This window comes from Psychrobacter sp. BI730 (genome assembly GCF_013414195.1).
In the GTDB taxonomy this organism is placed as follows: domain Bacteria; phylum Pseudomonadota; class Gammaproteobacteria; order Pseudomonadales; family Moraxellaceae; genus Psychrobacter.
On record NZ_JAATTV010000008.1, the window covers coordinates 161,908 to 175,192 of the forward strand.

Annotated in this window: 10 protein-coding genes; 8 read left to right on the forward strand and 2 right to left on the reverse strand. The window is 43.0% G+C overall.

Translation table 11 applies throughout. The annotated features are described in order from the left end of the window. Positions 1-121 precede the first annotated feature (121 nt). On the forward strand, positions 122-1,336 hold the full coding sequence (msrB, locus tag HCZ91_RS08125) for a peptide-methionine (R)-S-oxide reductase MsrB (RefSeq protein ID WP_179798989.1): 1,215 nt from the start codon (positions 122-124) through the stop codon (positions 1,334-1,336). Between the two features lie 90 nt (positions 1,337-1,426). Here msrB and folE read toward each other — a convergent pair whose 3' ends face one another. Then, positions 1,427-2,023 (reverse strand): GTP cyclohydrolase I FolE, encoded by a 597-nt coding sequence (folE, locus tag HCZ91_RS08130; protein WP_179798990.1) that lies wholly within the window; start codon positions 2,021-2,023, stop codon positions 1,427-1,429. A gap of 445 nt (positions 2,024-2,468) precedes the next feature. On the opposite strand from folE, the gene HCZ91_RS08135 reads away from it, so the two are divergent. Together HCZ91_RS08135 and HCZ91_RS08140 are read left to right on the forward strand one after the other, a co-directional pair. After that, entirely contained in the window at positions 2,469-3,278 is an 810-nt protein-coding gene (locus HCZ91_RS08135) for an enoyl-ACP reductase (RefSeq protein WP_179798991.1), read from the forward strand. A 117-nt stretch (positions 3,279-3,395) separates the two neighbouring features. After that, positions 3,396-4,091 carry a YoaK family protein gene (locus tag HCZ91_RS08140; protein WP_179798992.1) on the forward strand — a complete coding sequence of 232 codons (696 nt, stop codon included), beginning with the start codon at positions 3,396-3,398 and terminating at the stop codon, positions 4,089-4,091. A 94-nt stretch (positions 4,092-4,185) separates the two neighbouring features. Here the strand turns inward: HCZ91_RS08140 and HCZ91_RS08145 are convergent, their stop codons facing one another. Continuing rightward, positions 4,186-4,338, reverse strand: a complete 153-nt coding sequence (locus tag HCZ91_RS08145; RefSeq protein WP_166739249.1) for a hypothetical protein — start codon at positions 4,336-4,338, stop codon at positions 4,186-4,188. Positions 4,339-4,746: 408 nt separating this feature from the next. Between HCZ91_RS08145 and HCZ91_RS08150 the strand changes: the two genes are divergently transcribed. The 5 genes from HCZ91_RS08150 (at position 4,747) to hrpA (ending at position 13,180) form a co-directional block, all read left to right on the forward strand. Beyond that, the gene (locus HCZ91_RS08150; RefSeq protein WP_179798993.1) at positions 4,747-6,168 is read left to right on the forward strand and encodes a DASS family sodium-coupled anion symporter; all 1,422 of its coding nucleotides are present in this window, start codon (positions 4,747-4,749) and stop codon (positions 6,166-6,168) included. 158 nt (positions 6,169-6,326) lie between these two features. Beyond that, entirely contained in the window at positions 6,327-7,325 is a 999-nt protein-coding gene (locus tag HCZ91_RS08155; protein WP_179798994.1) for an alpha/beta hydrolase, read from the forward strand. Then, the gene (locus HCZ91_RS08160) at positions 7,318-8,112 is read left to right on the forward strand and encodes a metallophosphoesterase family protein (RefSeq protein WP_102078401.1); all 795 of its coding nucleotides are present in this window, start codon (positions 7,318-7,320) and stop codon (positions 8,110-8,112) included. The genes HCZ91_RS08155 and HCZ91_RS08160 overlap by 8 nt, the downstream gene beginning before the upstream one ends. 85 nt (positions 8,113-8,197) lie before the next feature. Then, the gene (locus HCZ91_RS08165; RefSeq protein ID WP_102091714.1) at positions 8,198-8,788 is read left to right on the forward strand and encodes a DUF1543 domain-containing protein; all 591 of its coding nucleotides are present in this window, start codon (positions 8,198-8,200) and stop codon (positions 8,786-8,788) included. Between the two features lie 159 nt (positions 8,789-8,947). Then, positions 8,948-13,180 (forward strand): ATP-dependent RNA helicase HrpA, encoded by a 4,233-nt coding sequence (hrpA, locus tag HCZ91_RS08170; protein ID WP_257020007.1) that lies wholly within the window; start codon positions 8,948-8,950, stop codon positions 13,178-13,180. Positions 13,181-13,285: the final 105 nt, after the last annotated feature.

Here is a 13,285-nt window from a genome sequence, read left to right on the forward strand (position 1 = left end):
GTAATTAAACTCAGTTGATAAAAAATATCTTAATAAACTGTAAATATATAACAGTATAGGAATGTTTTAGTGATACAAAAGCGTTAGGATATGTAAAGGACATTACGCTTAGGAGATTTTCATGAACCGCATATTACCATCTAGAATTATAGGGTTAGTTATCATAGCGAGTAGTGCGATTTACGCAGGCTGCGCATCAACTGAAAACAGCTCTACTGTAAAGAACACAACTGCCGCTAACCCATATGCACCGACTACGCCAGGATTGGCAGTAGCCACAGTAGCGGGTGGGTGTTTTTGGTGTGTTGAAGCAGGTTATGAAAAAATCCCTGGCGTGGTAGAAGTCGTGTCTGGCTATACGGGTGGCACCGCTGAAAACCCAACCTACAAGCAGGTGTCGGCAGGTGGTACTGGGCATACAGAAGCGGCGCAGGTGTATTATGATCCTAAGAAGATTACTTACAATGGTATAGTAAAGGCGCTATGGAGAATCGCTGATCCTACTGATGATAAAGGGCAGTATGTTGATCGCGGCACACAGTACCGTCCAGCAATTTTCTATAACAATGCGCAAGAAAAGCAAATCGCAGAAGCAGCCAAGCAATCCCTGCAAGCATCTGGTGTGTATGACAAGCCAGTAGTGATCGAGATTGTTCCTGCTAGCACTTTTTATCCTGCTGAAGAGTATCATCAGGATTATTATAAAAAGAACCCGATACGCTATAAAGCTTATACCTTTAATTCTGGTCGCTATCAATTTATCGAGAGTGTCTATGGTAAAAACTATGAGCTTGATTTTAGTAAGTTTACGCCCGAAGCAGATAGCACACAGCAAGTGACGCCAAATAACACATCGGATAGTAAGGTAGGCAAAGGTTTTAACCCAGATACATTTGTAAAACCTTCACAAGATGCGCTAAAGAAGTCCCTTAGTGATATTCAGTACAAGGTCACACAAAAAGAAGGTACCGAGCGCGCCTTTGATAATGAGTACTGGGATAATAAAGAGCCTGGATTGTACGTGGACGTCGTATCTGGTGAGCCACTGTATTCTTCGCGTGATAAATATAAGTCTGGTACAGGTTGGCCGAGCTTTACTCGCCCATTGGATACGAGCTTAGTGGTTGAAAAGCCAGATAGAGGAATATTTGGAACCCGTACTGAAATTCGTAGCCGTTACGCGGACTCACACGTGGGCCATGTATTTGATGACGGTCCAGCACCGACAGGTAAGCGCTATTGCATGAACTCAGCAGCGCTCCGCTTTATTCCGCTTGCAGATATGGAAGCTGCTGGTTATGGCGATTGGGTAGATGATGTAAAACCAGTTGGTTAGTGCTATTTTCTATCGCTCAGCCAAATAAAAAGGACGCATTAGCGTCCTTTTTGTTTGTTGTTACTCATAACAGCCTAAAATATTAATAGTTTAAAACGCCGGTTGGCGCTTAGGGACGGCACCCAAAAACTCATTACGAGCTTGATTGTTGTGTTGATACTCACCAAGCATCGCGGTACTACGCGTGGTTGAATGCTGTTTGCTGACACCGCGCATCATCATACACATGTGCGAGGCATCTATGACTACCGCCACGCCGCGACAGCCAGTAACATCCATGATGGTTTGTGCAATCTGTTCACTCAGGTTTTCTTGTATTTGTAGACGACGGGCAAACATATCGACAATGCGGGCAAACTTCGATAGCCCCAGTACTTGACCATCAGGCAGGTAGCCAATATGAGCCACACCATGGAACGGTAGCATATGATGCTCGCACAGTGAATAAAACTCAATGTTCTGTACCAGTACTAGCTCACGATTGGTCGATGGAAAAACCGCATCATTGACCACCTCTTCAATGCTTTGATGATAGCCTTTGGTTAAGTGAGCAAAAGCCTTTGCCGCACGTACAGGCGTGTCTAATAAACCAGGACGATCTAAGTCTTCGCCAGTTGAACCAATCAGTTGGCGATAGGATTCGGTACTTTCTTTATAATCTGGGGTTATTATTGGGGTGTTACTCATAAGTTTGGCAGCCATCCAAAATGTGGGTGTAGCTTAACGTTGAATCCTATCATGTCAGGATTCTTATAAAATTGTGCAAGCTGGGAAGGGCTGTGATTATACTCGAAATCTGCTGAACTTCATACTGCTGTAGCAAGCAGTTGAGTGTTTAATCTGTTCAGAGTCGTCAGACAAATCAATAGGGTCATAACTATAACGGTGTATAACGTTTAGAACGTTTATATAAAGACCGTTATGGATGGCAGATATCTGATTGGTTTACTAAATGAGAGGTTAATACAACGTTAATGAGAGTCGACAAGTACAGTTTACGACTGTTTACTTAAACTAATTCGTGTATAATAAGTCATCTTTTGATTTGCATCATTTCATGACGCGTCACTTTCTGATTACTCTAAATAAACCTATACTCTAAATCATCTCGATTGATTCAAAAGGAAATCTTATGCTATTGCAAGGACAACGATTTGTCGTAACTGGCATCGCAAGTAAACTCTCTATCGCCTGGGCTATTGCAGAAGCGCTACACCGCGAAGGCGCCTCACTGATCCTGACTTATCCGAATGATAAAATCAAAAAGCGTGTGGACATGGCTGCCGAACAGTTCGAAGCGGATTTGGTGCTAGAGTGTGATGTCGCCTCTGATGAGTCGATTGCTGCTTGTTTTGAGCAAGTAACCGCGCATTGGGGTGATGGTATTGATGGTGTGGTACACGCCATTGGTTTTGCCCCAATGGATCAGTTGGATGGGGATTTTGTTAGCGCAACGACTCGTGAAGGCAGTCACATCGCGCATGACATCTCTAGCTATAGCTTCGTTGCATTGGCTAAAGCGGCTCGTGAATTACTAGCGATGCGCCATGGTTCTATGTTGACATTGACCTACGAAGGCAGTATTTCAGTATTGCCAAACTATAATGTCATGGGTATGGCAAAAGCCAGTTTAGAAGCCAGTGTTCGTTATTTAGCAACGTCTATGGGCGGTGAAGGTATCCGTGTTAATGCGATATCTGCAGGTCCTATCCGCACGCTAGCGGCTAGTGGTATCAAATCTTTCCGTAAAATGCTCGATATCAGCGAAAAAATTGCGCCATTACAACGCAATATCACACAGACAGAAGTAGGTAACGCTGCGTTATTCTTATTGTCGCCGTGGGCATCTGGTATCACAGGTGAGATTATGTTCGTTGATGCAGGCTTCAATACAGTAGCTATCAGCGAGCAGTTGATGATGCTTGATGAACCAGCACAGTAATTGTTATAGATGATTCGTTTGATAATAGAAAAGACAGCCAAATGGCTGTCTTTTCTAGTTATACTATGAGTCTTTTTGGCTACGTGCTTTTTGGCTGCGTGCTTTTGGACGAGGGATATGATAACCAAGTTACCAAGGTGGATACTATGGGGCGGGGCGGTATTGGCCTTTAGTGCTGGTTGCGTGAATACGACGGCGTTAATGGGGTTTGCCAATTTATCAGTTTCGCACGTCACGGGCAATGTGAGCTTGTTTGCAGCGGCAATCGCTCATTCAGACGCGCGTAGTATTTTATATATTGGTACCTTGTTGCTGTCCTTTTTGGCAGGGGCTATACTAAGCGGCTTTGTCATTGGACAGACATCATTGAAACTCGGTCGTCGTTATGGACGAGCGCTATATCTAGAAGCAGCACTACTGTTGGTTAGCTATTGGTTGTATCAGCAGCATGATTACTTAGGGCAATTAGCAGCAGCAATGGCATGTGGACTGCAAAATGCGATGGTGGCAACTTATAGTGGGGCGGTCATTCGGACCACCCACTTGACAGGGCTGACCTCAGACATGGGGGCGGCAATTGGTAATTGGCTTGCTGGTCGTTCTATTAGTAAGCCAACCTTAGGGTTTCAAGCCATTATCTGGTATTGTTTCTGCGGTGGTAGCGCAGTAGGCGCTTTCTTGTTTGCAAAAGTCAGCTATGATGCTTTGTTTGTTCCCATCGCCATTGTATCTACAGCAGCATTTGTATACAACTATGTCTCAGATCATCTGCCAGAGGTGAGAGAACCAAAAAAAGATAGGCGCTTATCATAGTGATAAACGCCTATCGTGCCTATTATTAACTGTATTGGTTTTTTGCATGTTTATTTAGGTGTAGAATAGCGAGCTATCAAAACATGCTTTGGTCTTATTCTTTATGATCTTCGTGCTCATGCATCCCTTGCATCATATCGAGCATAGAGTCGTCAGTACGTTGTTGATCTTCTTTGGCTAGGCCATCTTGATTGATGTCTTTTGGTGCCATTTTGGTCGTTGAGTCCGTTTTATTTGAGTCTGTCATAAAGTACTCCAGTGTTTTTATTTACTTCTTAATAGAGATGTTTTAATTAAATCTTTATTCGTTGACGCTCGCATTTATTAGCGCTTGGCTTTTATTTAACTTACCTAGTATGCAATGTGGTCATAGTCTTGTACATATACAGAGTACACTTGTTTAGTGACTATGTGTAACTGAGACTGCAATCAACCATGCAACTAATAATAAAGCTGATCACGTGGTTAGCGACTAAGTTTACGGATTACTAGCATAAGTTGTAGAAAAGCGAGTTTCGACGTATATATCTCAAGTGATGTCTGCAGATAATTAGATTTACCTCAATGGTAATGTGTTTATCAAAATACACTAACCGATAATTTATGTTTTATTTTTAGGTTTCTTACACCGTCTTTGATTCAATAAGGACATTCTATGTCAGAGCAAAAGCTAGATAGCCATCTTCCTAATGATGGTAATGAATATTTATTTACTGATACCTTCCCAAAAGGTACAGGAAAAGGGTTAATTGTGGTCGCTATTGCCGCGATTATTGCGTTGATTATTTATAATGTGTTGCCGTTCGATATCAATGCTAATAAAGGTCTCGCAGTCCTGTTTTTCATTGGGGTGCTTTGGCTTACAGAAGCTGTGCACGTCACCATAACAGCGCTACTTGTCGTAGTAATCGGTGCCTTGGTTGGCATACCAGACTTCGATGCTGAAATCGGTCTGCAAAGCTTTGCCAATCCTACTATTTATCTATTCTTTGGTGGTTTTGCCTTGGCAGCAGCATTGCATGTGCAGCAGCTAGACAAAAAAATCGCACTAAAGATTCTATCGATGTCTGGTGGCAAACTGAGTACAGCAGTATTTTTGATATTTGGTGTGACGGCATTTTTATCGATGTGGATATCGAATACCGCTACGGCTGCGATGATGCTCCCATTGGCACTCGGTATCTTGACGCAAGTCGATCGTGAAAAAGACCGCGGTACGTTTGTCTTTGTACTATTAGGTATTGCTTATTCAGCCAGCCTTGGCGGCCTAGGTACGATTGTTGGTTCGCCGCCAAACGCTATTGCAGCAAAGGCGCTCGATATTGCCTTTGTAGACTGGATGAAGTTTGGTATTCCAATGATGCTGGTACTGTTACCATTATTGTTGGGTGCGATGTATGTGTTCCTAAAGCCGAACCTAAATCGTACCATTGTCCTTGTTGACGATGCGCCGATTGCTTGGAACAAGCCACGCATCGTCACTATCATCGTCTTTATCGTTACGGCATTGAGCTGGATATTTTCCAAAAAGATCGGAGCAGCTTTAGATATCACGAACACTGATGCTATCGTTGCACTATCAGCAGCAGCTGCGGTAGTGAGCTTAGGATTGGTATCTTGGAAGCAAGTATCAGACAATACGGATTGGGGTGTGCTCATGTTGTTTGGTGGTGGTATTGCGCTATCGACAATTTTGAAAGTATCTGGGGCGTCTTTGGTACTAGGGGAAACCGTAGCAACTGCGCTGTCTTCTGCACCACTTATCATTGTGATGATGGCAGTCTCAGCATTTATTATTTTCTTGACAGAATTTGCTTCCAATACTGCCTCGGCAGCATTGTTAGTGCCTGTATTTGCCGCTATTGCAGAGCAGATGGGTTTGCCACATGAGGTGCTCGTATTGGTCATCGGTATTGGTGCATCGTGTGCTTTTATGTTGCCAGTTGCCACACCGCCAAATGCTATTGTGTTTGGTACAGGTTTGATCAAGCAAACAGAAATGATTCGTACAGGTATCATATTAAATATCATTGCTACTATCGTTATCGGGCTATGGGCGTACTTTTTCTTGATATAATCAAGTAGTCATTACAATCCTAGTCATATCTGCTTAGTATAAGTGAAACCCCGATGTTCAAGACAAATTGAACGTTGGGGTTTTTTATGGCTTATCGTATGAGATAACGGTATAGAATGTTTATTATTAACGTCATCTTATTAAATGGATTTGATCACATGACACAGTACTTATTAAAAGCAACTGTTCTGATATTACTAGGCGCAATTGCCGTGTTAATGGCATTTATAGCAAAATATTGGGCACCTGATCGTACCATCGCTGAGTTAAAACAATGGCAACTACCCAACAGCGAATTTATAGACATACAAGGTATGCAGGCGCATGTAGTGCAGTCAGCTAATTGTCATACACACCGTGGCGATGCAGCCGAAAAAAACCGACCCGAAACAATCGTTTTATTGCATGGTACATCGGCAAGTTTGCATACATGGGAGGGCTGGACCAAGGCGCTGTCTGATCAATACTGTGTCGTGAGCATGGATTTACCAGGGTTCGGTTTGACCGGTCCTTACGTGGATGAGAGCACGCGATACAGCAGCGAAAATTATGCGGCGTTTGTCATTGAAGTACTCAATCATTTGAAATTGGATCGTGTCACGCTAGCCGGTAATTCATTAGGAGGCAAGGTAGCGTGGCGCACCGCCGCTTTGTATCCTGAGCGTGTCAGTCAATTGATATTGGTAGACTCAGTTGGTTATCCAGCAACACCCAAACATGTCCCTATTGGTTTTAAACTTGCTAAATATCCAATGATGTCACCAATTTTAAATCGTATCCTACCCAGAAGTGTTGTTGAGAAAAGCGTTTTAAGTGTGTATGCAGACAATAGCAAAGTAAACGATGCCTTAGTTAATAGATACTATGAATTGACCCTACGTAAAGGTAATCGGCAGGCTTTGAGTCGTCGCCTAAATGAAACTGATGATGAGAGCGATCAAGCTCAAATAAAGCAGCTAGACATGCCGACTTTGATCTTATGGGGTGCAAAAGATGATCTTATTCCTGTAGGAAATGCCGCGTTATTTCATAGAGATATACGTAATAGTCAGCTTAAAATATTTGATAACTTAGGTCATGTACCGCACGAAGAAGATCCGTTAGCAACCGTTGACGTTGTAAAGCAGTTTTTAATTAGTGAGTCAGGAAATGGATAACTTAGAAAAGAAACAGATAACAACCATCGCTGCGATTTCAGATATTCATAGTAATATCTACGCTCTTGAAGCTGTGCTTGCCGATATAAGATATCGAGATGTTGATCAGATTGTCAATCTTGGTGATATTTTATACGGGCCAATAGCACCTCATGCTACCTATGAGCTATTAATGGCAAATCGAGATGATATTATTACCATTAGAGGCAATCAGGATAGGCAGATTTATGAAGCCACTACGGCAGAAATTGCTAATAATCCAACCATGGGTTTTATTATCAAAGATCTCTCTAAAAAAGCGATTGAATGGATGCGGTCTTTGCCATTTTATTTTCATGTTAGTGAGGATGTATACCTCTGCCATGGTTCGCCGACCGATGACATGATATATTTACTAGAGGATATCGAAACGGGTCAACCAATAGTGCGTAATGATGCGACTATATTGGCGTTACTTGATGGTATTGATAATGATGTTATCTTATGTGGTCATACACACATCCCGCGTACAGTAGTACTGTCGTCAGGACAAACTATTGTGAATAGTGGTAGCGTTGGCTATCCAGCTTACGAAGACGATTTGCCTATTATTCATAAGATGCAAACTTATTCGCCTCATGCTAATTATGCTCTTATCAAATGTATTGAGACTCAACAAGGTAAACATTGGCAAACTGAGCATGTCAGGGTCGCTTATGACCATGAAGCAGCAGCAAATATGGCTCTAAGAAACGGACGTGAAGATTGGGCATTTGCATTGAAGACGGGTAGAGTGATTCCAGTATGACAGTACTTAAAAACGTTCTATCCTAGCAATGACAGCATTACCTTTAGATTAACTATGGGTTTTTATTTAATAGAGATTACGTAAAATGCTAACACTATATATGGTTCAATTGGGCGGCCGTCCTAAAGGCCGTCTGATTGAGCAACACGATATTTTCTTTGGTGCAGCCAGTCAAGTGAGTGACTTGATAGGAGATATCAATGAACATTGGCCTGAGGTAAAAAATAAATGGCATATTGATTCGTATCGAGCGATTGCCAAAGTGGGTAGTTATGCCATTAAGTTAATTGAACCAAGTCAGCAATTAAAGGCTGCTGCTGACTTAAAGTTATTCTTTATCAATCTAGGTGGCTATCAGCAGGACAGTTTTGAAGAATTCCATTATAAGCTACTCATCGTTGCACCTAACCAAGCTGACGCGATCAAACAAGCAAAAAAAAGTGATTTTTATAAGCAATCTACTTTTAAAGATAAAACGTCACCTTTCAATGCAGCTTCTCATATTGATGATAAGTTTGCAGTAGATATAGATGACATATATAACGTAAATGATCTTATCTCCAATGTTCAGCTTTCGATTGAGCCTATTAGTGATACAGATGAGCTGAATGCTAAAGAAGACAAAGAGTACGTCGGCTATCTAAGCATCAAGAATTTAAAGAAATTGGCGCTATAATAGATTTATCTAAATTTTATAAAAGTAACTCAATACACGCTTGATTAAATAAACCTAATGGACAGCTTACGAGAGCAATCAGGACTCGACTAACTTGAATCATACCCCAATTACCCCCATAATCTAACCAATTCTACATAATAAATAGCCTAAGCAAATATGCCCAATACTTCTAAGCCCAATATTCCTGAAAACAGCGATTCAGATACATCTACTGTAAATGAAACTCAAGATACTAAGAAGCCAGCAGTACCACTGGCGGATCTACCAGTACTTGCTAAAGACAGCTATTACTTAAGCCGTCTTGAACGAGAGCTGGCACGTGCTGCTGTGTCTAAGAAGAAACAACCTAATCAGGGTTCTGAACAAAAGAACAACTCAGATGATGTACTCGCTAAAAAACGTGCTCAGTACGAGAAAATAAAAACGCGTTCTCAAGAAGCTGTGCAGGCACGTATCGATAGTATTCCAAGTGATTTACCTGCCAAACTAAATCTAGATCTGCCTGTTAGCCAGCGCGCAGAAGACTTAGTACAAGCGATTATCGATAATCAAGTCATTATTGTCGCTGGTGAGACGGGTTCTGGTAAAACGACGCAGTTGCCTAAGCTTGCGATGCTAGCAGGGCGCGGTATTACAGGCCAGATAGGGCATACACAGCCAAGACGATTGGCTGCTCGTAGTGTGGCAAACCGTATCGCAGAAGAGCTGGGTGAGCCATTAGGTAATACGGTCAGTTTTAAGATTCGCTTTAATGAGCAAGGGACAGCGCAATCTGTTGTAAAGCTCATGACGGATGGTATTTTGCTCGCTGAGTTGGGTCATGATCGGTTCTTGAGTAAGTACGATACGATTATTATCGATGAGGCGCATGAGCGTAGTTTAAACATCGATTTTATTATGGGTTATCTCAAAAAGATGCTGCCCAAGCGCCCAGATTTAAAAGTCATTATTACCTCGGCAACCCTTGATACCAAGCGCTTTAGTGAATACTTTAGCCGTTATGATAGCAAGCTTAAACGGCAAGTCCCTGCGCCTATTTTTAATGTAGAAGGCCGTAGCTTTCCAGTAGAAGTCCGTTATCGTCCGTTGACAGATGAGCCAGTGAATAGCTCAGAAGATGACAGCTACGATGATTTTGAAGAGAACCTGCCACGTGCTGTGGTCGCCGCTGTCGAAGAGTGCTTTAGCGATGCGCAGAGTAAGGGTCACGCCGATCAAGCGGATATTTTGATATTTGCTGCGACTGAAGCGGAGATTCGCGAGACGCAGGAAGTGCTTGAGCGTCATGGCCCTCGCCATACAGAAGTACTGCCATTGTTTGCACGGCAGACTTATGAAGAGCAGCAGCGTATCTTTCAACCATCGGGTCGAGGTCGCCGTATTGTTATCGCGACCAACGTTGCTGAGACCGCATTAACCGTACCGGGTATTCGTTATGTTATTGACTTGGGTTTTGCGCGGATTTCGCGTTACTCATATCGCTCACGCGTACAGCGTTTACCGATTGAAGCAATTTCACAAGCAGCTGCCAATCAGCGTAAAGGTCGCTGTGGGCGTGTTGCTCCAGGTGTTTGTATTCGTCTTTATAGTGAAGAAGATTTTAGTGGCCGCCCTGAGTTTACTGAGCCTGAGATTTTACGTACTAACTTAGCGTCAGTAATCTTGCAAATGGCCAATCTACGTCTAGGTAGTGTGGATGACTTTGAATTCATTGAGCCGCCTGATAGCCGATTGGTTACTGATGGTCATAAACTGCTAGATGAATTGGGCGCTATTACTTCTAAGAAAGACATTGCTGCTCAAGACAAAGCTAACAAGCCAAAAGCGAGAAAAGGGCTTGATCACCTACGTTTGACAGCGACTGGTCAGAAAATGGCACGTATGCCAATCGATCCAAGGCTGGCACGTATGCTGGTGGCTGGTTCTGATTTTGATTGTATTCGTGAAATGCTGATCGTTGTGGCCGCGCTTGCTGTACAGGATCCACGTGAGCGTCCTGCCAATAAACGTACACAAGCGGATCAAAAGCATGCGGTCTTCCGTCAAGACGACTCTGACTTTTTGTTTTATCTGAGCCTATGGAAGGCGCTGTTTGAAAAAGATGAAGACGGCAATAAACTGTCTGGTAATCAGCGTAAGCAGTTTGCTAAGAAAAACTATTTAAGCTTCCCACGTGTACGTGAATGGCATCAGACACACCGTCAATTGGTACAAATGGTCACTGAGCTGAAATTAACTGATGTCAATGAATCAAAAGCTGCTGATAAAAATGTGGCTGTCAATGATCCGACAGCGATCGAAGATGAAGAGCTAAAAGCGGTCAAATATGCCAATCTGCATAGAGCGTTATTGACGGGTTTATTGTCTATCATCGCGCATAAGACTGAAAGCCGCGGTGAGTATTTGGCTGCGCGTCAGCAAAAGGCCAAGATATTCCCAGCCAGTACGGTGTTTAAACAAATACCCCCTTGGGTGATGGCATTTGAAATGGTGGAGACTTCACAAGTCTTTATGCGTACTGTTGCCAAAATCGAACCAGAATGGATTATTTCAGCAGCAGGTGACTTGCTGAAATATCACTATTTCGAACCACATTGGTCCAAGAAAACAGGACGCGTCAAAGCTTACGCACAGATTAGTTTGTTTGGGCTGATTATTATTAGTAAGCAGCTGACTAACTATGAGCAAGTTAATTTAGTTGAATCACGAGAGATATTTATCCGTGATGGCTTAGTGACGGGCAACTTTGGTCGCAATGCACCATTTTTACAACATAACATGGATAAGATTGCTCATGTTGAGCGTATCGAAGACAAGCTGCGTCGCCGCGATTTGTTGGTAGATGAAGAGACGCTGTATCAGTTCTATGATAAGAAAATTCCTGAGCACGTTGCCAGTCGCAAAGCGTTTGAAGATTGGCGTGCAGAAGTCGAAAAGCATAATGCCAAGCATCTATTCTTTACTGATGAAGACGTACTTAATAGCCAAGCGCCGACCACAGGTGACTTCCCAGAAGTGTGGAAGCTGGGCGATCTAAAGCTGCCACTCCGCTATATCTTTGATCCAGCCAGCGATGATGATGGTGTGACCATACGTGTACCGCTTGCCGCATTACCGCAGCTCGACGCTATTGAGCTACTGTGGGGCGTGCCCGGTTGGCGCTATGAATTGGTGTTGCAGCTGCTCAAGTCGCTACCAAAAGAGATACGTCGTCAAATCGTACCGATACCCAATACTGCAGACAGTTTGTTTGATGAGTTGCAACCAAAGGGTGGACAAGGGTTACTGAAGCAGCTGTGTCAGGCATTACATCGTCGCGGTATCATGTCGGTGACGCCAGAGAACTTCAATCCATCTACGATTGATCGTTATTTGCAGCCACAAATCTGCGTGGTCGATGAGAAAAACCGTATCATCGAAAAAGGCCGTGATCTACAAACCCTACAGATTCGTCATGCATCTGAAACCAGTCAAGCGGTAAATGAGCAGCAAGGCGTGCATACTGAGTTCCCTGAGCATTTTGCTTTTAGCAAAAACCATCATAGTGCAGGTGTGGTGATGAAACAGTTTGCAGCGCTTGTCGCTGATGAAGCGGGAGAAGCTGTATCGATTCATCAATACACTGATGTCAATGCAGCACTTCAAGCACATCGTATCGGGGTGCTGACTTTAATCAAAGGCAAACTTGGTGCAAAGAAAAAGCAATTAACGAGCCAAATCGATAGTATCTTTAAACTGGCATTTGCGCCACTTGGCGACATGGATAAACTCAAAACGATCGTTATAGATGCTGCGTTAGACGCGGCTCTCGAAGAGCACTATGTCTTATTTGATCATTCTGAAAATTTACCAGAAAGCGCTGATAACATCGCAGTTGGATTGAGCGAGGAGCTACCGTTTACCTCTGAAGAGTATGCACAAACTCTCGAAGTGGTAGTGAATAACTTCTTATTAACTGGTCAAAGCGTCATCAAAACGCTTAAGAATGTCTACACTCGTTGGCAGCGCATTCGCCAAGGGTTATTGATGTTAGATCGTGAGATATTTGGTGAGTCTATCGATGATATCGAAGATCAGCTAGAAGACTTACATTTGGCAGATTTTGTTTATCGGATGGACTATAGCCACTGGCAACAGTACCCACGCTATCTTGAAGCGCTACAGATTCGACTAGAGCGTCTGGAGCACAATCTCGACGCTGACCTTGATGGCGTCTACGCGCTTGACTTGCATATGGAGCGGCTAGCAGGACGTGCGGATAAAGAAGCTATCAGTGAGTATCGTTGGATGGTGGAAGAGTATCGTATTCAACTGTTTGCCCAGCCTATGAAAACTCGTATGGCAGTATCGCCCAAGCGTCTAAGCAAGATGTGGGATAAGGTGAGTTAGGCTAAGTTTTAGGTTTGTATGGTACGCTATATTATAGAGTGCGCATTAATTTTATGATGTGTGCTTTATTACTATGTGTTCTACATGCCATATGTTACCTACTAA

What these genes read in the sequence shown, in the direction of transcription:
- msrB (WP_179798989.1), top strand. Translation starts at nt 122, where the DNA reads ATGAACCGCATATTACCATCTAGAATTATAGGGTTAGTTATCATAGCG.
- folE (WP_179798990.1), bottom strand. Translation starts at nt 2,023, where the DNA reads ATGAGTAACACCCCAATAATAACCCCAGATTATAAAGAAAGTACCGAA.
- HCZ91_RS08135 (WP_179798991.1), top strand. Translation starts at nt 2,469, where the DNA reads ATGCTATTGCAAGGACAACGATTTGTCGTAACTGGCATCGCAAGTAAA.
- HCZ91_RS08140 (WP_179798992.1), top strand. Translation starts at nt 3,396, where the DNA reads ATGATAACCAAGTTACCAAGGTGGATACTATGGGGCGGGGCGGTATTG.
- HCZ91_RS08145 (WP_166739249.1), bottom strand. Translation starts at nt 4,338, where the DNA reads ATGACAGACTCAAATAAAACGGACTCAACGACCAAAATGGCACCAAAA.
- HCZ91_RS08150 (WP_179798993.1), top strand. Translation starts at nt 4,747, where the DNA reads ATGTCAGAGCAAAAGCTAGATAGCCATCTTCCTAATGATGGTAATGAA.
- HCZ91_RS08155 (WP_179798994.1), top strand. Translation starts at nt 6,327, where the DNA reads ATGACACAGTACTTATTAAAAGCAACTGTTCTGATATTACTAGGCGCA.
- HCZ91_RS08160 (WP_102078401.1), top strand. Translation starts at nt 7,318, where the DNA reads ATGGATAACTTAGAAAAGAAACAGATAACAACCATCGCTGCGATTTCA.
- HCZ91_RS08165 (WP_102091714.1), top strand. Translation starts at nt 8,198, where the DNA reads ATGCTAACACTATATATGGTTCAATTGGGCGGCCGTCCTAAAGGCCGT.
- hrpA (WP_257020007.1), top strand. Translation starts at nt 8,948, where the DNA reads ATGCCCAATACTTCTAAGCCCAATATTCCTGAAAACAGCGATTCAGAT.